At 40.6% G+C, this 21356-nt stretch carries 15 protein-coding genes; 4 read left to right on the forward strand and 11 right to left on the reverse strand.

Annotated features, from left to right (window positions below; genetic code table 11):
• Positions 1 to 52: 52 nt before the first annotated feature.
• Genes TRESU_RS12665 through TRESU_RS12675 form a run of 3 tightly spaced genes read left to right on the forward strand, consistent with a single transcriptional unit; the run spans position 53 to position 2959 of the window.
• A complete protein-coding gene (locus TRESU_RS12665; RefSeq protein WP_013702592.1) occupies positions 53 to 1204 on the forward strand; it encodes a P-loop NTPase in 1152 nt (383 codons plus the stop codon).
• 5 nt (positions 1205 to 1209) lie between these two features.
• Positions 1210 to 2211, forward strand: a complete 1002-nt coding sequence (gene lgt, locus TRESU_RS12670; RefSeq protein ID WP_013702593.1) for a prolipoprotein diacylglyceryl transferase — start codon at positions 1210 to 1212, stop codon at positions 2209 to 2211.
• On the forward strand, positions 2183 to 2959 hold the full coding sequence (locus tag TRESU_RS12675) for a class I SAM-dependent methyltransferase (RefSeq protein WP_013702594.1): 777 nt from the start codon (positions 2183 to 2185) through the stop codon (positions 2957 to 2959). The genes lgt and TRESU_RS12675 overlap by 29 nt, the downstream gene beginning before the upstream one ends.
• 71 nt (positions 2960 to 3030) lie before the next feature.
• On the opposite strand, the gene TRESU_RS12680 is transcribed toward TRESU_RS12675, so the two are convergent.
• The 5 genes from TRESU_RS12680 to TRESU_RS12700 all read right to left on the reverse strand — a co-directional run bounded on the left by TRESU_RS12680 (position 3031) and on the right by TRESU_RS12700 (position 11463).
• Entirely contained in the window at positions 3031 to 4203 is a 1173-nt protein-coding gene (locus TRESU_RS12680; RefSeq protein WP_013702595.1) for a phosphoribosylaminoimidazolecarboxamide formyltransferase, read from the reverse strand.
• A 14-nt stretch (positions 4204 to 4217) separates the two neighbouring features.
• Entirely contained in the window at positions 4218 to 5513 is a 1296-nt protein-coding gene (gene hisIE, locus TRESU_RS12685; RefSeq protein WP_013702596.1) for a bifunctional phosphoribosyl-AMP cyclohydrolase/phosphoribosyl-ATP diphosphatase HisIE, read from the reverse strand.
• A gap of 29 nt (positions 5514 to 5542) precedes the next feature.
• Positions 5543 to 6880 carry a dihydroorotase gene (locus TRESU_RS12690; RefSeq protein WP_041612475.1) on the reverse strand — a complete coding sequence of 446 codons (1338 nt, stop codon included), beginning with the start codon at positions 6878 to 6880 and terminating at the stop codon, positions 5543 to 5545.
• Positions 6881 to 6939: 59 nt separating this feature from the next.
• Complete coding sequence (locus TRESU_RS12695; protein WP_013702598.1) at positions 6940 to 9405, reverse strand: ABC transporter substrate binding protein; 2466 nt, start codon at positions 9403 to 9405, stop codon at positions 6940 to 6942.
• Between the two features lie 246 nt (positions 9406 to 9651).
• On the reverse strand, positions 9652 to 11463 hold the full coding sequence (locus tag TRESU_RS12700) for a YgiQ family radical SAM protein (protein WP_013702599.1): 1812 nt from the start codon (positions 11461 to 11463) through the stop codon (positions 9652 to 9654).
• Positions 11464 to 11693: 230 nt separating this feature from the next.
• Here TRESU_RS12700 and TRESU_RS12705 point away from each other — a divergent pair, with 230 nt between their 5' ends.
• Complete coding sequence (locus TRESU_RS12705) at positions 11694 to 12119, forward strand: uroporphyrinogen decarboxylase/cobalamine-independent methonine synthase family protein (RefSeq protein WP_013702600.1); 426 nt, start codon at positions 11694 to 11696, stop codon at positions 12117 to 12119.
• 54 nt (positions 12120 to 12173) lie between these two features.
• On the opposite strand, the gene TRESU_RS14435 is transcribed toward TRESU_RS12705, so the two are convergent.
• The 6 genes from TRESU_RS14435 to malQ all read right to left on the reverse strand — a co-directional run bounded on the left by TRESU_RS14435 (position 12174) and on the right by malQ (position 21342).
• Complete coding sequence (locus TRESU_RS14435; RefSeq protein ID WP_013702601.1) at positions 12174 to 13337, reverse strand: 4Fe-4S binding protein; 1164 nt, start codon at positions 13335 to 13337, stop codon at positions 12174 to 12176.
• An 11-nt stretch (positions 13338 to 13348) separates the two neighbouring features.
• A complete protein-coding gene (locus TRESU_RS12715; RefSeq protein ID WP_013702602.1) occupies positions 13349 to 13981 on the reverse strand; it encodes an urease accessory protein UreH domain-containing protein in 633 nt (210 codons plus the stop codon).
• A 174-nt stretch (positions 13982 to 14155) separates the two neighbouring features.
• On the reverse strand, positions 14156 to 15988 hold the full coding sequence (gene aspS / locus TRESU_RS12720) for an aspartate--tRNA ligase (RefSeq protein ID WP_013702603.1): 1833 nt from the start codon (positions 15986 to 15988) through the stop codon (positions 14156 to 14158).
• A 123-nt stretch (positions 15989 to 16111) separates the two neighbouring features.
• Positions 16112 to 17437 carry an HD-GYP domain-containing protein gene (locus TRESU_RS14440; protein WP_013702604.1) on the reverse strand — a complete coding sequence of 442 codons (1326 nt, stop codon included), beginning with the start codon at positions 17435 to 17437 and terminating at the stop codon, positions 16112 to 16114.
• A gap of 60 nt (positions 17438 to 17497) precedes the next feature.
• Complete coding sequence (locus TRESU_RS12730; protein ID WP_013702605.1) at positions 17498 to 19657, reverse strand: glycoside hydrolase family 9 protein; 2160 nt, start codon at positions 19655 to 19657, stop codon at positions 17498 to 17500.
• A 200-nt stretch (positions 19658 to 19857) separates the two neighbouring features.
• On the reverse strand, positions 19858 to 21342 hold the full coding sequence (gene malQ, locus TRESU_RS12735) for a 4-alpha-glucanotransferase (protein ID WP_013702606.1): 1485 nt from the start codon (positions 21340 to 21342) through the stop codon (positions 19858 to 19860).
• Between the last annotated feature and the right edge of the window lie 14 nt (positions 21343 to 21356).

Consider the following 21356-nt stretch of genomic DNA (forward strand, 5'->3'; position numbering starts at 1 on the left):
TATTTTAAAACTCTGTCTTTAAAATCAAAGTATTCTATGATACAATTGCATTATGCAGATTATTCCAGTAGCAAGCGGCAAAGGCGGTGTTGGAAAAAGCCTTTTAAGCGCAAACCTTGCAATTGCCTTAGGTCAGGCAGGCAAAAAAGTTCTTCTCATTGATTTGGATTTGGGGGCTTCAAACCTTCACCTTGTAATAGGCCATCCTAATCCAAAAGCAGGAGTCGGCACGTTTCTTACAGGCGAAAGCAAGTTTGAAGACATAATTTGCCCGACAGACTATGACAATGTAAGTTTTATTGCAGGCGACTCTGAAATTCCTGGGCTTACGTCCCTTAAAGTCAGCCAGAAAAACGAGCTTATAAAAAGCTTCAATAAGCAGGAATCTAAATTCGACTATCTGATTCTGGACTTAGGAGCGGGAACTCATCTTACAATTCTTGATATGTTTCTTCTTTCTCCGCAGGGAATTGTTGTTACAGCTCCAACTGTTACCGCCACGCTGAACGGCTATCTTTTCCTTAAGAATGTAATGTTCCGAATGATGTATAACACTTTCAAAAAAGGAAGCGCGGGCTACAAATATCTTGAGTCTCTAAAAAAAGATTCCCTTTCGCTCCAGCGGCTTTATATTCCCAAGCTTGTTGAAATTCTTGAAAAAGAAGACCCAGAAGGAACTGCATTGTTCAAAAAGCGCATAAATGAATTTCATCCGCGGCTCGTGCTTAACATGATAGACGATCCAAAAGACGCAGACAGGGCGCAAAGAATTCGCCGTTCATGCCAGCAATATCTGGATTTGGACTTGGACCATCTTGGCGTAATCTACCGCGACACTTTGCAGGACAAGGCTCTTTCTTCAAGGCTGCCTGTCATTGTCTACAAGCCGCAGTCAATTATAGGTCAGGCAATCTACAGAATCGCAGAAAAAATAATTCAGTCTGAAACTTTAAAATTCGACGACAGTTATGACATAACCCAGGCTTCGGACACTTCATTTGAAATTGCCACAGAAGAAGCCAACGATGACTTTGGGCAGAAAATGGCTTACATAGAAGAGCTTGCAGGAACTGGCGCGCTTACTGCCGGGGAACTTGCGGAAACTTTAAAGCAACAGCAGTACGAGCTTACAAGACTAAAAAACGAAAACAATTTATTAAAGAAAAAACTTCTGGAAGCAGCGACAAAAGGATTCAAAGTGTAAAAAAAATGTTAAATTCTCTTTTATATATAAAATATCCGTCTTGGATTCACCCGGAGCTTTTTCCTGGAGTTCCGCTTTTGGGACTTGTGCGGTGGTACGGTCTTATGTACATAATCGCATTTGGAACGGCTTTTTATATTCTGCGGAAAATTCAGCGTGAAGGCGCATTGGACACGCCGGATTCAAAAACCACAGAAGACGACATTTTTAGCTTTATTGCATTCGGAATTATTTTTCTTTTAGCGGGTGCGCGGATTCTTTCAACGCTCGTATACGACACTTCGGGGCTTTACTGGAAAAAGCCTTGGCTGATTTTCTGGCCGTTCGACACAGTTACAAAAAGATTTACAGGACTTGCCGGAATGTCCTACCACGGCGGATTTCTTGGCGGATTTATAGGAATGCTAATCTGGTGCAAAAAACACAAAAAGCCTGCGCTCAAATGGATTGACGCAATGGCAGTTGCAATTCCGCTTGGCTACACTTTCGGGCGAATCGGAAACTTTATGAACGGAGAGCTTTACGGCAGAATAACAAAAGCTCCTTGGGGAATTGTCTTTCCACGCGCAGAAACTTTTTCTTCAAGCCTTGACTGGGTAAAGAAATTCTCTTCTTCGATAGGAATGTCTCTTGATGGCGCAAGGCTTGTAAATCTTCCGCGGCATCCAAGCCAGCTTTACGAAGCTCTTTTTGAAGGACTTTTTCTTTTTGTTCTTATCTGGTGCCTGAGAAAGAAAAAACCGTTCGACGGATTCCTTACAGCCTGCTACACAATAGGCTACGGATTTGTAAGATTTTTTATAGAATATTTTCGCGAGCCTGACGCAGACATTGGCTACAGAATTTCTGCAACAAAAGACGCTGCAATCTACACAAACACTTCGCTTTTAAATCTTAGCACAGGACAAATTTTCTGTCTTATGATGATTGCAGGCGGAATTCTTATGATTTTTATTCTTGCAATTCTGAACAAAAAAAATGACAGAAATAGAAAAGCACTACAATAAGCACAAGGAAGAAAACAGGCTTTTGACGCGGCACGGAAAAGTCGAATTCGCCGTCGCAATGAAATACATCCATGATTCTCTTCCTACGCAAGACAAACATCTTTTTAAAATTGCGGACATTGGAGCCGGAACAGGAAGATATTCAGTTGCACTTGCAAAAGAAGGATTTGATGTTACAGCGGTTGAGCTTGTAAAGCATAATCTTGAAATACTTGAATCCAAACACGAGCACGTAAAATGCTGGCCGGGAAACGCGCTTGACCTTAGTTTTTTGCCAGATGAAACTTTTGATGCAACAATTCTTTTTGGGCCGCTTTATCATCTTCATAAGGAAGAAGAAAAACTCACAGCTTTAAAAGAAGCGCGCAGAATAACCAAAAAAGGCGGAAAAATTTTTGCCGCGTATCTTTTAAACGAATACAGCATTCTTTCATATTGCTTTGCGCAAAACAGAATCCTTGAGCTTATAAAAAGCGGAAATGTCTCTAAAGATTTTCATATTGTGCCAAAAGAAAATGAGCTTTACGACTATGTCCGCCTAGAAGATATTGACAGGCTTAACAAGATGGGCGGAATAAAGCGGATAAAAATATTTTCTCCAGACGGACCTGCGGACTTTATGCGCAAAGAACTGAACTCAATGACAGAAGAAACTTTTAAAAAATTCATTGAATACCAGATTTGCAATGCGGAACGCAAGGATCTTCTAGGCGCAGGCTCCCACATTGTAGATATTCTGGAAAACTAAAAACAGATTTAGCAGGAAATTATCCAGTTTGACTGGATAATGACACCCGCCATGAAGATAATAAAAAAGTATCAGTGATGGAAAAGCCTGATTCCTGTAAACGCCATAACCATGTTGTATTTATCGCAGGTTTCAATGACATTATCATCACGGATTGAGCCGCCCGGCTGAGCTATGACTTTTACTCCGCTTCTGTGCGCACGTTCGATATTATCTCCAAATGGGAAGAAAGCATCGCTGCCCACTGCGACATCTGTATTTTTTGCAATCCAAGCCTTGCGCTCTTCACGTGTAAATACAGATGGCTTTTCAACAAAGAAATTCTGCCATATTCCTTCAGCAAGAACATCGTCATAGTCATCGCTTGTATAAACATCGATTGTGTTGTCACGGTCGGCTCTTTTTATATCAGCCTTGAATTTCAAATTTAAAACCTGGGGACTCTGACGTAGCCACCATTTGTCCGCCTTGTCACCCGCAAGACGTGTACAGTGAATACGGCTCTGCTGTCCGGCTCCAATTCCAATTGCCTGTCCGTCCTTTACATAGCAGACACTGTTGGACTGAGTATATTTCAAGATAATCAGGGAAATCAAAAGGTTGTCGCGCTCTTCTTTTGTGAGAGTTTTATTTTTTGTTACAATGTTTTTTAAGCAGTTGTCATCAAGCTTTATAAAATTGTGTCCCTGCTCAAAAGTTATGCCAAACACTTGCTTTTTTTCTATTTTAGCTGGAACATAGTTTTCATCAATCTGAAGAACGCAATATCCTCCTTTTTTCTTTGCCTTAAGAATTTCAAGAGCGTCATCATCATACCCCGGAGCAATTATTCCGTCGGAAACTTCTTTCTTTATTAAAAGAGCAGTCGCCTTGTCACACTTGTCGCTAAGGGCAATAAAGTCTCCAAACGAAGACATTCTGTCTGCTCCGCGTGCTCTTGCATAAGCGCAGGACAAAGGAGTTAGCTCAACATCATCAGTATAATAAATTTGCTTAAGAGTGCTGCTCAAAGGACGACCGATTGCGGCTCCAGCAGGAGAAACATGCTTAAAAGATGTTGCCGCTGGAAATCCAGTCGCTTCTTTCAATTCCTTTACAAGTTGCCAGCCGTTAAGCGCATCGAGCAAGTTTATATATCCGGGCTTTCCATTTACAACAGTTACAGGAAGCTCTCCGTTTTCCATGTAAACTCTAGCCGGCTTTTGGTTTGGATTGCATCCATATTTCAACTCAAGTTCTTTCATATTAAACTCCAAAATTATTTTTTATGTCTTCTGTCAAGCTCGTTGTAAACATCCTGCCAAGTTACGCCTTCCTTGTACATTAGGACACTCGCAAAATAAAGCAAGTCTGCAGCTTCCCAGATTACTTCGTCTTTTCCTTCAGCTTCTGTAAGCTCCTCTGCTTCTTCCAGGATTTTTTCACGGACTCGCTTGTCATTTAAAGTCGCAGTGTAGCTTCCCGGACGCGGATTTGCAAAGCGTTCTGCAATTGTTCCGTAAAGACGCTCCATGCTGCTTTTTTCATCAGCCTCGCTAGAAAAACAGTTAAAGCTTCCTGTGTGGCAAACTCCTCCATGCGGAATAACAGTCGCAAGAATTGTGTCCCGGTCGCAGTCAGCTCTCATTTTTACAAGCTCAAGGAAATGCTCGGAAGTTTCACCTTTTGTCCAAAGAGTGTTTCTTGTGCGGCTAAAGAAAGTAAGTTTTCCAAGCTCAAAAGTTTTTTCCAAAGCTTCCTTATTTGAATAGCCCATCATAAGAACTTCGCCAGCCGGACTTTGGGCAATGATCGGAACCATTCCGTTTGTCTTTTCCCAGTCAATGCAGCTTATAAAGCTTTCTTTAAGATTTACAGCTCCAGTATACAAAGCCATTCCAAGCTGAACATCGCAATGAAGTTTTTCAAGCTGAACAATCTGCTCAAGAGAATTTACTCCGCCGGCAGCAACAACACGGCATTTTACAGAACCACGGAGCTGCTTTACCATATCCATATCCGTTCCCTGCATACAGCCTTCTTTTTCAACGCAAGTAAACAAAAGTTCGGATGCGTATTTTTCGGCTTCATGCGCACCTTCAATCAAAGAAATGTCCGCGGTTTCTGTCCAGCCTTTTACTGCAATTTTTCCGTTTATTGCATCCACGGAAATTATAATGCGCTGTTTTCCAATTGAAGAGGCAAGCTCGTCAAGGAATTCTGTGTTAAGAATTGAGCCGCCGTTTTTTCTATCAAGATTCCAAGCCGCAGAGCCAATTATAACTTTTTCAGCTCCAAGCGAAACAAGCTCTCGGGCTTTCTTTACAGTTCTGATTCCGCCGCCAACCCGGACATTTCCTCTGCGCAAAAGAGACTTTAAAAGATCCGTGTTCGCAGTGTTTCCTTTTTCATCAGTATTTCCCAAAGCCGCATCCAAATCTATAACTGCGACTTCGCCATATTTATTGAATTCTGAAATCAATGAGTCGGCATCATCACGCTGAAGAACAAGGTCTTTTCCGTTTTTCAGCTGAACAACATGACCGCCCTTTAAATCTATAGAAGAAATTACCATGCGCTGATTTTACCAAAAAAAAATGACTGTTACAATGATGAAAAAACAATGTTTCCGTTGAATAAAGTTTCCTTTATAAAGCCAAAGAGCTTTTTTCCTTCAAGCGGAGTGAATTTTCCTTTGCTTGCGAATTTCTGGCCGCGTACAGTCCACTGCCTTTCCAAGTCAACAAGAACAAGATTAGCTGCAAATCCTTCCTTTAAAAGTCCTTCGTTTTTTAAGCCAAGAATTCTTGCAGGGTTCGCGCTCATAAGCTCGGAAAGTTTTTTTAAACTCATGCCGTGTTCTTTTACGAGCATTGTATAGCAAGCCGAAAATGCGGTTTCAAGTCCGCTGAATCCAGGGCTGCCGTTTTTCTTGTCCAAGGCTGTATGAGGCGCGTGGTCAGTTGCAATGCAGTTTGCGCTTCCGTCTTTTAAAGCCTGAATCAAAGCAAGCCTGTCATTTTCTGAGCGAAGCGGCGGATTTACAATATTAAAAATGCCGGGAGCTTTTTCTCCGTTCATAAAAATATGATGCGGCGTAATTTCAAAAGTTACGTCAACTCCTTCTTGACGGGCTTTTTTTGCGGCCTCTACGCAAGCAGCAGTGCTCACATGGCAAAGATGAATATGGCAGCCGGCATCTTTTGCAAGCCTAAGATTTCTAAAAGTCGCAGTATCTTCCGCGCAGGCCAAAAGTGAATCGGCTTTTCTTAAATTATTTGCAGCTTCTTTTTTTTCAGCAGGCGAAATATTTTCTTTTGACAGAAGCTCCAATGCTGCTTTTCTAAACGGACGCGCGCTTTCTGCCAAAAAAGAATCTTCGCAATGACACGAAACAACAATTTTCTTTTTAGCGGCAATTTTCATCGCTTCAAGCATAACGGAACTGCTGCAAACTTCTTTTCCGTCTTCGCTTATGACTGGAACTTTTTTTTGATCAAGGGATTCAAGATGGCTTATAGTTTTTCCATCAAAATTTTTGGTAATTGAAACAGCCTGAATTGTCCTACACCGCCCGAATTCAAAAGCTTTTTTGTTATTAACTTCCGCCTGCTCCTGACTTGAAACAACAGGATTTGTGTTCGGCATAAGAACGCAAGTGGAAAAACCTCCGTCAGCCGCCGCAGAAGAGCCAGTTTCAATGTCTTCTTTTTGAGTAAGGCCAGGATCCCTAAAATGCGAGTGCATATCAATAAATGAAGGCAAAACGCAAAGTCCTTTTGCATCAAACTTAGAAACTGAATCGTCATTTAAAAGTTTTTTTAGAGAAGCCTTGTCTGGAAATGATTTAATTTTTCCATTAGCTAAAAGTACTGCGGCATTTTTTTTATCAGTATTGGCGTCAACAAGCCTTGCATTAAAAATCAAAACTGCATTTTGCATAGACCCATTATAAAATGAATCCATGCAAACTACAAGATTGAATGACATTAATCAGTTTATTATCCAATGCTGCGGAACTTTCTGTTGAAGTCCTCTATTTCTGCCCCGGAAATCGGCTTGGAATAATAGTAGCCCTGAATATAGTCGCAATGGAAAGTCTTAAGCTTTTCGTTCTGCCACTGATGCTCAACACCTTCAACAGTAAGCTTCATTGCAAGCGAATGGACAAGGCGAACGATGTTCTTTATAAAGTCGCCTTTTTCGTTTGAAAGATAATTGTCCACAAGCGACTTGTCGATTTTTACAACATTAATCGGCAGGAATGTAAGATAGCTAAGGGAAGAATATCCAGTTCCAAAGTCGTCCAAGGCAAGAGAAATTCCACGCTTTACAAATTCATTCAAAAGCTTTGAAACCGCTTCCTTGTTTGAAATAAACAGGCTTTCTGTAATTTCAATGCAGATAAGTTCCGGCGGAATATTATAACGCTTTAAAAGCTCTTCAAGGAAATCAACATAATGAACGTCCGAAACCTGGCTGTAGGAATAATTTATTGAAACTTTGTACAAAGGAATTCCGTGCTCGCGCCATTCCGCCATCTGCCTTACAACTTTTTCTGTAAGGATTCTGTCGATTTTTATAATCCGACCTGTTTCTTCTGCAATCGGAATAAACTGCGCCGGCGAAACTTTGGTGTTTTTTAGCCTCATAAGAGCTTCGTATCCGTGGATTTCTCCAGTTTCAACATCAATCTGCGGCTGATACGCAACCCAAATTCCGTCGTTTGCAATAGCGTCATCAAGAATTCTTGAAATACGGTTATTTTCAAATATGCGGTCTCGCATTTTTTCGTTAAAGAAAACCGACTTATTCTTTCCGGAATTCTTAGCACGGTAAAGCGCAATGTCCGCATTTTGAATCATTTTTTCCATTTCATCATCATTAGAATTCACAATTCCCAAGCTAGACTGAATATGGATATTGCTTTCAGCATAGTTAATCGGACTTTTTAAAATAGCTCTAAGTTCATGAATCTCTATTGAATCTTCATTCAGTTGCTTTTCAAGATAAAGCACAAGGAATTCATCTCCACCGAACCGCGAAACAAAAATATCTTTTCCGGCAGAATAAGATTTGAGCCTTGAAGCAATTGTCTTTAAAACAATATCGCCGCAAGCATGGGAATAAAAGTCGTTTATATTTTTAAAGTCGTCAATGTCAAAAAGAACAAGCGAAAAGTTTTTTCCGGATTTCTGAATATCATTGAACACAGCCTGAGTCTTGAATCTGTTAGGCAAATCTGTAAGCGAATCATGCCCAAGCATATATTCCATTTTTAAGTTTGAACGACGAAGCTCGTACGAATCTTTTACTTGCGAAATTATAAGAATCAAAGAAACCGCAATAAAAATAAAAAGCGAAACCGCGACTCCGATCATTCCAAATAAAACTCCGCGCCTGTTTTTTTGCATTTGATCATGAATATTTACAAACACAGAATCAAGAGGAAAAGCTGAAAGATTTAACTTGCGCTCTTCGATTATCTTGTAGTCAAAAATAAATTTTCCATCTTTTATTCTTTGGAACGGAATGTATTTTTCACCGTCAATAATATCAAGCACGATTTTTGCGGCGAGAGCACCGGCTTTTTCATAGTCAACCATTTTTCCGCCAAGAAAGCCGAATCCCACGCCATTCGCATTGTGGCTGAATACAGGTGCAGAAGTGTTATTTACAATAAAGTTCGCCTGTTCTTCCATGGAATATTTTATGCCGTCAGCATCTTTTGAAGCTCCCAAGTAAAACACAACAGTCTTGTCATCCAGCGCGGAAAGCTGTCTGGCAATCTGGCTTTTTGTAAATGCAGAAGCATCAATTCCAGAAAACTTAATATTTGGAATTTTTTCACTGGCATTTATGAATACATTGTAATTTTCATAACTAGCATCGCTTTTGTCATAAATTGCAACATAATGTTCTGCAGAAGGAAAAAGCTTTCTTGCAACTGAAATTGTATCCGCCAAAAATCTTGTTGTGCCGATTCCCCAGAAATTCTTTTTTTCATAAAGACGTTCCGCCCTTATGTTGCTTTCTATGCAAAAAAACACAATAGGAATTCCTGCAAAAAGAGAATCACTATTGCGCTCAACAAAGTTGCATGAATTACTTCCGCTTACAAGAACAGCGTCATATTTTGTTTCCTGCTGCAAAAACTTAACACGCTCCTTTAAGAATTCTGGAAGCTTTTTATCATAAAAATCATCAGGCTCAAAATATTCAACATCGACATTTATATTGTTCTTTAAGAAAACATTTCTTATTCCTTTTTTCTGAAGCTTAACAACATAAGAGTTCGGCATTGAGCTTAAAAAAAGAACATTCGCTCTTGGATTTTTTAACTTTGTATTTACAAGAGTTGAAGACAAACGGTTTCTATATAGAAAGAAACAAAGCGAAAGAACACTGCTCAAAAGAAGAAAAGACGCAATGCCCATCAGAATAGAAAAAAATCTTTTTTTTGCCATAACACTGCCTCCATAAAAAGCCAAATTAAAATCTCTCTTTAAGATAGCTTTTTAAGCCGCTTTTACGGTTTGGACAAACCCTAAATGAAAAACGGCAGTTAATGTTAAATTTTGCAATGCAAATTTGCAAACTGGTGGTTATAGGTAACTAAATTATACCCCAAAAAAATTATTTTTACAATATCCCCCCCCCCACGAATTTTTTTTAACAAAAACAGCTGAATTTTTACATTTTAAGGCAGAAATTTATAATAAAATCTTTATTAAGTCCGCTCTTCCAGCCTGAATCAATGCTTCTTTTACAAGCTGGGCATTTTCTTTTTTGTTAAACTGAAGCAAAGCGCGCTGAAGTCTTCGTTCGTGTCCGCCGCGGGCAACATAAACTTCTTTAAATTTTCCGTCTGATTTTTTTTCATGCGGATTCAGCCCTGTATAATACATGCAAGTTGCAAGGCTTCCCGGTGTTGGATAAAAATCCTGAACTTGATCTGGAACAAAGCCTGTTTTCTTTAAATAAAGAGCCGTTTCAATCGCTTCTGGAATTCCGGCTCCCGGATGCCCCGCAATATAATATGGAACTAGATACTGTTTAAGCCCAAGCTCTTTGTTTGCCTTTGCATATTCCGCAGAAAACTTTTCATAGACAGCATGAGTGCTTTTGCGCATAAGAGCAAGAACTTTGTCGCTAACGTGTTCGGGAGCAACTTTAAGCTGTCCGGAAACATGATGCTTGCAAAGCTCATACAAAAATGTCTTGTCTTTATCAAGCATAAGATAGTCAAACCGTATTCCGCTTCTTATAAAAACTTTTTTTACATTTGGAAGCGAACGAAGCTTTTTTAAAAGCTCTATATAATCTTTGTGGTCGGCTTTTACATTCTGACATGGAGAAACTCCAAGACAGTCGCGGTTTTTGCACGCTCCGTTTTTCTTCTGAAACTCGCAGGCATCACTTCTAAAATTCGCAGTAGGTCCGCCAACATCGTGAATGTATCCTTTAAAGTCAGAATCCTGCGTCATTTTTTTTGCTTCGGACAAAAGACTTTCGTGGCTTCTAGACTGAATGCGCCGCCCCTGATGAAAAGTTATTGCGCAAAAACTGCAAGCTCCAAAACATCCGCGGCAACTCGTAAGACTAAATTTCACTTCGGAAAGAGCGGGAATTCCCTTCTTGCCATTTGAAGCAGCAACATCATACATTGGATGCCACTTGCGCTCAAAAGGCAGATCATAAATCGAATCAAATTCAGCCTGCGAAAGAGGAAACGCGGATTTTTCCTGAATTACAAACCGGCTTTCTGAAGGCTCGGCAAGAACGCTTCCGTTTATTGCGTCTGTATTTTCTTCCTGAATTTTATAGGACAAAGCGAACATTTCCTTGCTTTCCGGCGTATTTTTGCTTACCTCTTCAAATGAAGGAAGCATTATAGCGTCAGCGGGAACTTCATCTTTTTTTCCAGTGAACCAGCACGTTCCTCTTACGCCACGGATTTTCCGCGCGGAAATTCCTTTATCAAGCTGAGATGCAATTTCAAGAAGAGCTTTTTCGCCCATTCCGTAAATAAGAAGATCAGCTTTTGAATCCAGAAGAACAGAATGCTTTACCGTGTTTGACCAGTAGTCATAGTGAGCAGTGCGGCGCAGGCTTGCTTCAATTCCGCCGATAATAACATTTACGCCCTTATATGCTTCGCGGATTTTTGCCACGTATTGAATTACAGCTCTGTCCGGCCGATGACCTTTTTCGCCTCCGTGGGAATACGAATCTTCTGAGCGAGGCTTGTTGTTCGCAGTGTAATTTGAAACCATGCTGTCCATTGCGCCTGCTGTTACAAGAAACGAAAGACGAGGCTGACCAAGAGCTTTAAAATTTTCCGCAGATTTCCAGTCCGGCTGGCACAAAATTCCTACAGAATATCCGCGGGATTCCAAAAGCCGTCCCAAAAGAGCCGCTGCAAAAGAGGGATGGTCAACATAAGCGTCTCCAGAAACAAAAACAAAATCAAGCTGACCTATTCCGCGCTCTTCAAGGTCTTTCCTGCAAACTGGCAAAAACATTGTTCTACTATACTTTAGTTTTTGGTTAAAATCCATAATTTTAAAGCAAAATTGTATCGCCATTATTACCCGAATTTTCAAGCTGATTAACAGTTAATCAGTTATAGAGTTCTTCTATAGCTCAATATAAAAAAACAGTATAAATAAACCTATTGAATCAATAGGAAATAATCATTATTGTTTCCTCATCGCGCGGAAAAATTCACTCTTGATTACGATTGGAGGAAAATATGTCAAACAAAAAGCAGCTTGTGCTTGACGCATTGAACAATAAACCAACAGAACGTGTTCCTGTGGGATTTTGGTTTCATTATACAAAAAACGAAATGCTCCCGGTTTCAGAAAATCCAGAAATGAGAAAACAAAACTTGGACGGACACAAAAAATTCGTTCAGGAATTCAAGCCGGACTTTGTAAAACTTATGAGCGACGGATATTTCTTTGAGCCAAAGACAGCAAAGTTTCTTCACAATGTAAAATCCGCAAAAGAGCTTTACGAGCTAAAGCCGGTTTCCAAAAACGACAGCTGGATATCAGAGCAGGTTTCGCTTGTAAAGGAACTTACTTCTTCGTTCGTGAATGAAGTATCTTCATTTATAAAAAACAGCGAAATACCGGCAAGACACGTAAACCTGCACAAAAAAATCATAAAATAATAAACAATTTAAACAATTTTTTTCATATAAATCTCCAATTTAATAAACTGATGTTTAATGTGCAAAAAATTTCAAAATTATTTCGATTGAATTAATTGTAAAAGCCGAAGACATAATCGCCCCGAACGTAAAAGCCGCAAACCTGAACAGATTTTCTGGCGCAAAGAATTTTTGAATTCCTTTTGCAAGCTTCGTTTTTGGCACAGGCGCACAGCATCCCTTATTAAATCTAAACTGATAAGAAATTGCTTTTTCAGGACAAACCGCAACGCATTCTCCGCATTTTGCACAAGTAATTTCCGGCGAATTTTTTTTCTGCTGAATTGTTGCAACATCGATTGCTCCAAACAGACAAGCCTGCGCACATTTCATGCAGCCTTTGCATTTTTCAGTGTCAATGCGCATTTTGAATGGACTTAGTTTGTCAGTCAAAGAAGCAAATGCACCAAATGGACAAAGCATACTGCACTGTGTCCTGCGCTTAGTCAAAATCGGAAGCACAACTACAAGCCCCAAGAAAAGCCCTATAAAAATAATTCCCGCAATAAGTCCAGGAATTGTCGTCATAGGAAAAAATTCCGTCACAATTTTATACGGGCAGAACCAGTCGCAATAAAGAGCCGACATAGTTCCAAAACAGGCAAGAACCAAAAAGAACAAAAATCCAAACTGAAACTCTCGGATTTCCTTGTTATGAGCCAAAAGATTAAGCCGCCTTTTTTTTGCAATGTGCGAAAAACCTTCATCCCAGCCACCGTAAAAACAAACCCAGGCACACCAGCCGCGCCCAAGAACAAGAGTGAACACAAGCCATATACCAAGCATACTCGCAATTGAAGCAAAATGCCCTGAAACTCTTGCAGGAAAAATCACAGTTTGCGTTGCAAGATAAGACAAAAGTCCCTGCGGAATTACAATATGACAAAACGGAAGCTCGCAAGTTGCAAGAGCCTCGTTGGTAATTGCCATGCTTCCCCTTTCTGCAAAAAGATTCGCAATAAATCCAATGCAAAAAAACACAGCATAAGTTGTCAAAAAAATTCTGCGGTATATGGTTCCGCTTCCTTTCTTTTTGTTTTCTGAAAAAGTCATTCCGCCGTAAATAAACATAAGGAACAAACCATAAAAAATAGATACTGCGGAAAATCCGTTGTTGGCAATTACAAAAAACAAAATGACAATCGACATCAAGCCGCAAAGAATAACTGAAACAATCATCTTTCCCTCTATTAAAAAAACAGTTTTATCAAGCCTTCAAAAATAAGGAAATAAAATCCGATTAAAAGTTGCGCAATACGTGAAATTCTTTTCAGCACAGGAAACATTTTTTGGACAAGCGGAATTCCAAAAAGCGGAAGAAAAAACGGAAGAGTTCCAACGTAAAAGAAAACAAGATAAAAAATTCCTTTAATGCCGGGCAAAAAGACAGAACGAGCAATAGCAGTCCACAAAGGAGCGCAAATATGAAGTCCCACCGCAAGCCCCGTAAAAACCGCAGTCAAAAAATCATTTCCTAGTTTTTTTAAGCCAGCGCATTTGCAGCCATCTTTTTCCCAGGGAAATTTTGCGCCGAATGAATTTAAAAGCAAACTCGCTCCACAAAAAATATAAGCGCATACAGAAAGGCGCCTTGCAAAATACGGATCAAAAAATTCACTTGCAAGAAGACCTGCCGCGCTTAAAGCAACTCCAAGAACAAAATATATCGCAAGCCTTGAAGCCAAAAATAATCCAATCAATCCCGCATTCCGCCTGCAAGAAATTTTTTCTGTTCCGAATAAAAACGGAATCAGCACAGGACCGCAGTACATTGCGCAGTAAGTTCCTGTTGAAAGCCCCAAAAGCACAGCCTCTAAAATCATTTTCAACCTCCAGCTTTTTAGCAGAACTTTACAGGCTGACAAAAAAATAGAAAAGATGATTTTAAGCGACTTGCAAAAACAAGAATGTAAGCTGCAAAATTTTAAAGGTGAAAATAAGAGGGAATAAAAAAAGGCGACCCCAAAGCCGCCTTTTACACTTTTTAATTAATTGTTTTATTTCTCAACTTCTGTACACTTTAGATGCAAATCATCCAATTGGCTTTGGTCAACCGCGCTTGGGCATTCGTCCATCGGCGACATTGCAAGGTTGTTCTTCGGGAAGGCGATTACTTCGTGGATGCTTTCCTCGTGGCACATGAGCATTATAAGGCGGTCAAGGCCTGGGGCGATTCCTCCGTGCGGCGGCGCTCCGAACTTGAATGCCTGTACCAAGAATCCGAACGCTTTTTCTGCACGCTCGCGGCTGTAGCCTACGATTTCAAAGATGCGTTCCTGCAGCGCCGGGTCGTTGATACGCATTGAGCCTGAGGCAAGCTCGTAGCCGTTCAGGACAAGGTCGTAAAGGTCGCCTTTTACAGAACCCGGGTCGCTTTCCAAAGTGTCCCAGTATTTTTTCTGCGGAAGCGTGAACATGTGGTGCTCTGTTTCCCAGTGGTTTTCTTCCTCGTTCCATGCAAAGTACGGGAAGTCGATAATCCATGCGAAGTGGAATTCGTCTTTCGGGTTGTAAAGGTTCAGGTCTTTTCCAAGCTGCTTGCGGACCGCTCCGAGCGCAACGCACGCTGTCTGCCATTTTTCGTCGCTTACAAACAAAAGAAGGTCGTTCTTTTCCGCTCCAAGCCTTGAGCAGATTTCCGCTTCTTTTCCGGCGAAGAACTTTGAGATTCCGCCTTCAAATTTTCCTTCCGCGTCAACCTTCATCCAGGCAAGGCCTTTAGCGTGGTTGATTTTTGCAACTGCTTCAAGCGCTTCAATGTGCTTTCTTGAATATTTGTCCGCGGCGTTCTTTACAACAAGGGCTTTAAGTCCGCTTCTCTTGTGTCGCTCGATGTTCTTGTCTGCGTTTGCGGCTCCAGCCTTGAATGCGTTAAAGTCGCTCAAATCCGCCATAAAAGCCGCGTCCTGCATCTTCATGTCAAAGCGCAAGTCCGGCTTGTCGCTTCCGTAAAGGTCAAAAGCATCGTCCCAGCTGATTCTGTCAAAATGAACCGGAAGCTCGTAGTTCAGGGTTTTCTTGAAAATGTGGCGCATAAGCTCTTCTGTTGTGTCCAGAACTTCCTCGCGGTTTGTAAAGCTCATTTCCATATCAATCTGGGTAAATTCCGGCTGGCGGTCTCCGCGGGCATCCTCATCGCGGTAACAGCGCGCAATCTGGAAATACTTGTCAAATCCCGAAACCATCAGAAGCTGCTTGTAAAGCTGCGGCGACTGCGGCAAAGAATAGAATTTTCCCGGATGAACACGGCTCGGAACAAGGTAGTCGCGCGCGCCTTCCGGTGTTGATTTAATAAAAGTAGGAGTTTCAATTTCCAAAAAACCCTTGGAAGTCAAAAATTCGCGTGTGGCAAAAGTTACAGCCGAACGCAAGATGATGTTGTGCTGCATAGGTTCGCGGCGCAAATCAAGATAGCGGTATTTTAGGCGCAAATCCTCGTTCGCAACAACAAGAGTTCCATCCTTCTGGCGGACTTCTTCAATGCTAAAAGGCAATTCCTGCGACGTTGTAAAGATTTCTATGTCGCAAGCTTCAACTTCAATCTCGCCGGTCGCCATGTCCTTGTTCACGTCTTTTTCAGCACGTGCGGCAACAACGCCTTCAACAGCGATACAATATTCCGACTTTAAGGAAGCGGCGATTTTTTTAACTTCGTCCGAAGCGTTGTCGCCAACCATTACCTGAGTAATTCCATAGCGGTCGCGCAAACGGATAAAAATAAGTCCGCCAAGGTCGCGCGTTCGGCTGACCCAACCGTTCAATACAACTTTCTTGCCAACGTCAGCCTTAGTAAGCTCGCCGCAAGTTACAGTTCGTTTAGAATTTTCCATAAGATATTCCTTTTTGCCGCGGCATGAATCCGCGTTGATTTGTTTTTGCGAAAATTTTTCAAAAAAATATTTTAATGTTTCACACTTTTTTTTACAACAACCTTACAGCTGCACTGAACGGATTCAGACCTTGAACGCACCTTTCTCTGCAAGGCTTAGGAACGCTTTTACAACTTCAGGGTCAAATTGCTTGCCGCTGTTCATTTTAAAGTCCTCTATGATTTTTTCCAGCGAAAAAGCCTTTCTATAGCAACGGTCTTGACTCATGCAGTCAAAAACGTCAGCAACAGAAATAATGCGCACAATTTCCGGGATTTCTTCTCCTTTAAGACCTTTCGGGTAGCCTGTGCCGTCAATCCGCTCATGGTGATAAAGAGCGGCAAGGCAAGCATCAGGAATCAATGTAAGTTCCTTTAGAAGATTATAGCCAGTTGTTGTGTGGCTCTGCATAATCTTGTATTCGTCATCAGTAAGTTTTTCTGGCTTTCTTATAATTTCGTCAGGAATACCAATTTTTCCGCAATCATGGAAAAGCCCGCAGTAATAGGCGTTAAGGCATTCATCTCTAGACTTGCCCATTTCCTTTGCAAGCATATATGAGTATTTTGCAACGCGCTCTGAATGTCCGCCTGTGTAAATATCCTTGGCATCGATAAATTTTGTAAATGCCTTTATTACCTGCTCAAGCATAAATCTGTCATGCTCACGGTCTCTTTCTTTTGCAAGCCTTATAGCATGAAGTCTGATTCCAGAAATTACGAGACAAAACCACATTATGTAGAAAAGCAAAAAAATATAGAAAAATGGACGATAAAATAATCCGTTTTCAAATTCGTAGTTTACTTTCCAAGATTTGAATTTCATAAGCTCATTTCCATCTTCAGTATAGAAAACAAAGCCCATGGAAATGCTGTTCACGTCCAGAAGTCTACCCGGAATATATTTTTCTATGCTGGGATAAAAAACAATCCTGCTGCCAGGATTAAGCGGAATAAGAATGTTGTTCAGATTTTTTATTGTCTTAACTGAAAAGTCAGACTCCTTTGCTTTTTTTAAGTCTATTAAAGGCTGAGACGGTTTTTTTTCCGCCCGGCTTTTATAAATTTCAACAAATCCGTTCCAAGCATTATTCAAATAGCAATGCTGCGTAATGTTTATTTCCACATTCCAACTTTTTATCGCGTGCTTGTTAAGATTTTTAACAACTCCGGTGTAGATTCTGCCTGTAAGGTTTCCTTTTTCTGGATTATCAGAAGCAATATGAGGAACATAAATTGTCCAGACATCTCCCTTTAGCTGTCGTTTTCCTATTGAAAACTGAACATCTGGAGAAATATCATTTTCGGTAATATGTTCTTTTGTTGTGGCAAAAACAAAAAATCCAACTGTTGCAGCCAAAAACGAAACTGCGAGAAGAACTATGTAAATCTTTTTTAAGAACTTTTTCATAGCAGCATCTTTTTCACGATAAACTGCTGCGCATTTTACACGACAGTTTTTTAAGTTCTTTTACTCCATACAGCCCGAAATCAAATACACAAGCGGAGAATTCCAGTAAATTGTAACTTCATTACAAGAATAGCTCTGCACACTGTCTATGTAACAGGCAGAATAAGGAGCGTCAGAAAGATTTGCACGCGCAAAAGGGTCTTCAAGCTTTGAGTCAGGTCCGCCTACAAGCATTCCCGGCATAGGTTTTTTTGCAACTTGCGAAGGCCGGTGATGTGGAAGAATCGGCGAAAGTGTTCCAAAACCAGTCACAAAGCAATACGAAGTTGTATTTTTTCCAAGCAGATAGTCAATCTGGCATTTTGCGGCTTCCTTGTATTTTTTGTTTGGTAAAATTCTGTCCGCCAGCAAGAAAAGCATTCCGTTGTTTGCGGCTCCCATATTACTTCCCCAGACATATTCATACATTGAAAGTGAAACATCGTAAGAATCCGCGGCAACATTCTTGAGTTTTTCATTAGTCTTTGAAAGAAACGCCTTTTGTACTTTCTGATAAAATGAATCTTTTGGAGCATCACTTGAAAGATATTCAAAAAGTCCGTAAAGCCCAACCTGCTGCCAGCCAAGATCCTGTCCGATTTCAAACGGATCATAAACTTTTAAAAGCTCAAGATATTTTTCGTCCCCAAAAGTTTTATAAAGCTCTGCAAGCGCCCAAAATCTTTCATCAGCATCCTGCGAATCATTGTAAGCTCCGGTTGTAAACAAAATCGGATTTGTAAAACCTTTTCCGTCAAAAGGAGTTTTTTCAAGATAGCCCCATGCCTTTTTTGCGGCGTCGGAATATTTTGCGCTTTCCTCATATTCTTTGAAAATTCTTGAAGCCATTGCCATTGCAGCGGCAAAATCAGCAGTAGCGGCAGTTGAAACAGGACACAAAACGAGTCTGTCTTTTTCGTCCTGCGGCATAACTTCTCCAGGAAATTCTCTGCAAGAAACTTTATGGAACACAGCCCCGGTTTCTGGAATTTGCATTTTAAGCATCCAGTCAAGCTCGTATTTTATTTCATCAAGAATATTTTCAGAAGCAAACGCATTTTTGTTGTGCTCATAGGCAAGCATCAGGTCGCAGGCAGCCTTTGCGGCAGGAACAACATAGCGTCCGTAGTCGCCGGCATCGTGCCAGCCTCCAGTTACATCATAGGAAGTTTCAACATTTCCATAAACAACTGCGCGCGCTGTGTGGCATTCAGGATGTCCAAAATCCGCATCCTGAACTTTTGTTCCGCATCTTTGCAAGTAGAAAAATCTTACCGCGCTTTTTAAAATTCCGTCGTAAATATTATTTGCAATTTTAAACTCAAACGACTCGCCGTATTTTCCAGCCTTGATTTTATAAGTTCCTTCCGCGGAAAGTTTTGTAAAATCAGCAATCGCAGTCTGCTCTCCAGAAGCCTCGTTGAACCTTGCATTTTTCAGTTTGCCGGAAAAAACAACAGCTTCAGTTTTTGTATCTATAACATCAAAAGTTCCAGAAATTTTCGCACTTTTCTTTGAACGGACAACGGCAGTTTTTTTTGCGGAAGGCAAATATCCAAGCTGATTCAAGTTGACATTTGAAGTCGTTGTTGAAGTAACAATTTCAGTAATTCCAGAAGCGTCAACAAGCTCAAGGTCAAAGTTGTCAAAGAAAATCGAATGTCCTTTCATGTCTTCCGGGCAGCCTTTTCCCATTCCAACGTTCAAAACAAGCCGCGGAGAAAAATCTGTAGGCTCGAGCATTGTAAATGTAGTTTCAATATGCTTGGTTTCTTTTCCCACGGAATCACAGCCGCCAACATAAGCGTGGTAATCTCTTCCGTTCACCTGAAGCCGCCATTCAAAAGTTCTTTCTATAGAAGAATGAACGTCAAAAGAATATTTGTAAACGCCGCCCTTGTACAAAGAAAATCCGTCGAAATACGGCTGAATTGCATATTCGTAAGGTCCTGGATTTTTTATGCGGATCTCCATTTCTCCGTTTTCAGTTACAAGCTGATCCGCGCTTCCATTTGAAAGGAACATATCCCAAAATTTTTTGCCTTTGCTGAAATCTCCATTTTTTATAAGATTTGAAGTTTTTTCAGGCTCTTCTATCTCTTCATTTTTTGCAGATTTTCCAAAAGCAAACGAAACAAACAAAGCCGATGCCGCCAAAAGAGAAAAAATCAGTTTTTTCATAAAAGCTCCTATGATATAAGCTGATTCGACACTCAAAATAGATTATAAACCGCTTTTTGCAAATTAGAAAGGTCTGAAATATAAATTTAACAAAATTTATATAAATGCTTGATAAAACCTTGACATTATGTGTAAAAAAAATCCCCGTGCAAAACAAAATTTAAGTTCTGCATGGGGAATATTCAGTTAAGCTTTAAAAACTAAGCTCTTCCGTAGAGATGTGTAAAGTGCGCAAGGAAATTTCTGGAATCTTCTGAAAACTGCTCTTTTGTTGCGCGCCATTTCCAGTTGTTTCCAACTGTTGACGGAATATTCATACGGGCTTCTTTACCAAGTCCAATCAAATCCTGCATAGTAAGAATGCAAGTATTTGCAACACTCGAAATTGCGGCAATCATCATTTCCTTTACAACATCGCGGTTTTCTTTTACACGAAGATATTCCTTTGCATTTTCCACGTCTTTTTTCGCGGCAGTTTCTGTCCAGCCAAGAATTGTGTCGTTGTCGTGAGTTCCTGTGTAAACAACGCAATTCTGTGTGTAGCGGTAAGGAATGTAGTCGCTTGTCTCGCGGGAATCAAATGCAAACTGAAGCACTTTCATTCCAGGGAATCCTGAATCCTTTAAAAGCTGCTTTACGCTGTCTGTAAGGAATCCAAGGTCTTCCGCAATAACAGGCATTTCGCCAAACTGCTTTTTAAGCGAATTAAACAAATCCATTCCCGGTCCCTGCCGCCAAACACCAACTTTCGCATTTGTAGAGCCATAAGGAATGCAATAGAAAGAATCAAATCCGCGGAAATGGTCAATTCTGATAACATCGTAAATCGCCATGCTTTTTTCAAGGCGTTTTTTCCACCAGGCGTAATCCGTCTGCTTCATATATTCCCAGTTGTATACAGGATTTCCCCAGAGCTGACCGTCCGCAGAAAATCCATCTGGAGGACAGCCGGCAACTTCAATTGGCTTGTAATTTTCGTCAAGCATAAACTGGCTTGGATTTGACCAAACATCGGAACTGTCCGCCGCAACATAAATCGGAATGTCGCCTATAATCTGAATTCCTTTTTCATTCGCATATTTTTTAAGGGCATACCACTGCTTAAAGAAAAAATACTGGAGCATTTTGTAGTACTGCATACACTCCGCGGATTTCTTTTTCCAAGCATCAAGGGCATCTGGCTTTCTGCAGCGGATGTCTTCTTCCCAAAAGTCAAATGCAATTCCTCCGTGAGCATCTTTTATAGCCATAAAAAGAGAATAGTCTTCAAGCCAAAACGCATTTTCAGCGCAGAAAGAATCAAAATCAGATGGAATATTTTTATTGAAATTCTTCTGGATTATTGAAAAAACTTTATGCCGCTCAATGTACAATGTTCCGTAATCTACATAGCGCTCATTGCCGCCCCAGTTCACATTTTCGTAGTCGGATTTCTGCAAAAATCCCTGTTCCATCAAAAAATCAAAATCAATAAAGTAAGGATTTCCAGCAAAAGTAGAAAAACTTTGGTAAGGTGAATCTCCATAGCTTGTAGGACAAACCGGAAGAATCTGCCAGTACTTTTGGTCTGCGCTTTTCAGATAATCAACAAACTCATAGGCGTTTTTACCCATTGTTCCAATTCCTGTTTTTCCAGGCAAAGACGAAATGTGCATCAGCACACCGCAAGCACGTTTGTTCAACATATATTTCCTCGTAA

Origin of the sequence: Treponema succinifaciens DSM 2489, assembly GCF_000195275.1 — a bacterium.
GTDB lineage: Bacteria > Spirochaetota > Spirochaetia > Treponematales > Treponemataceae > Treponema_D > Treponema_D succinifaciens.

Bases quoted from the DNA above. Each gene is read 5' to 3' on its own strand.
- TRESU_RS12680 (WP_013702595.1), bottom strand. From the start codon at position 4,203: ATGAAAGAACTTGAGTTGAAATATGGATGCAATCCAAACCAAAAGCCG.
- TRESU_RS12705 (WP_013702600.1), top strand. From the start codon at position 11,694: ATGTCAAACAAAAAGCAGCTTGTGCTTGACGCATTGAACAATAAACCA.
- TRESU_RS14440 (WP_013702604.1), bottom strand. From the start codon at position 17,437: ATGAAAAAGTTCTTAAAAAAGATTTACATAGTTCTTCTCGCAGTTTCG.
- malQ (WP_013702606.1), bottom strand. From the start codon at position 21,342: ATGTTGAACAAACGTGCTTGCGGTGTGCTGATGCACATTTCGTCTTTG.
- TRESU_RS14435 (WP_013702601.1), bottom strand. From the start codon at position 13,337: ATGATTGTTTCAGTTATTCTTTGCGGCTTGATGTCGATTGTCATTTTG.
- TRESU_RS12695 (WP_013702598.1), bottom strand. From the start codon at position 9,405: ATGGCAAAAAAAAGATTTTTTTCTATTCTGATGGGCATTGCGTCTTTT.
- TRESU_RS12665 (WP_013702592.1), top strand. From the start codon at position 53: ATGCAGATTATTCCAGTAGCAAGCGGCAAAGGCGGTGTTGGAAAAAGC.
- hisIE (WP_013702596.1), bottom strand. From the start codon at position 5,513: ATGGTAATTTCTTCTATAGATTTAAAGGGCGGTCATGTTGTTCAGCTG.
- TRESU_RS12730 (WP_013702605.1), bottom strand. From the start codon at position 19,657: ATGAAAAAACTGATTTTTTCTCTTTTGGCGGCATCGGCTTTGTTTGTT.
- TRESU_RS12675 (WP_013702594.1), top strand. From the start codon at position 2,183: ATGACAGAAATAGAAAAGCACTACAATAAGCACAAGGAAGAAAACAGG.
- aspS (WP_013702603.1), bottom strand. From the start codon at position 15,988: ATGGAAAATTCTAAACGAACTGTAACTTGCGGCGAGCTTACTAAGGCT.
- TRESU_RS12715 (WP_013702602.1), bottom strand. From the start codon at position 13,981: ATGATTTTAGAGGCTGTGCTTTTGGGGCTTTCAACAGGAACTTACTGC.
- TRESU_RS12700 (WP_013702599.1), bottom strand. From the start codon at position 11,463: ATGTTTTTGCCAGTTTGCAGGAAAGACCTTGAAGAGCGCGGAATAGGT.
- TRESU_RS12690 (WP_041612475.1), bottom strand. From the start codon at position 6,880: ATGCAAAATGCAGTTTTGATTTTTAATGCAAGGCTTGTTGACGCCAAT.
- lgt (WP_013702593.1), top strand. From the start codon at position 1,210: ATGTTAAATTCTCTTTTATATATAAAATATCCGTCTTGGATTCACCCG.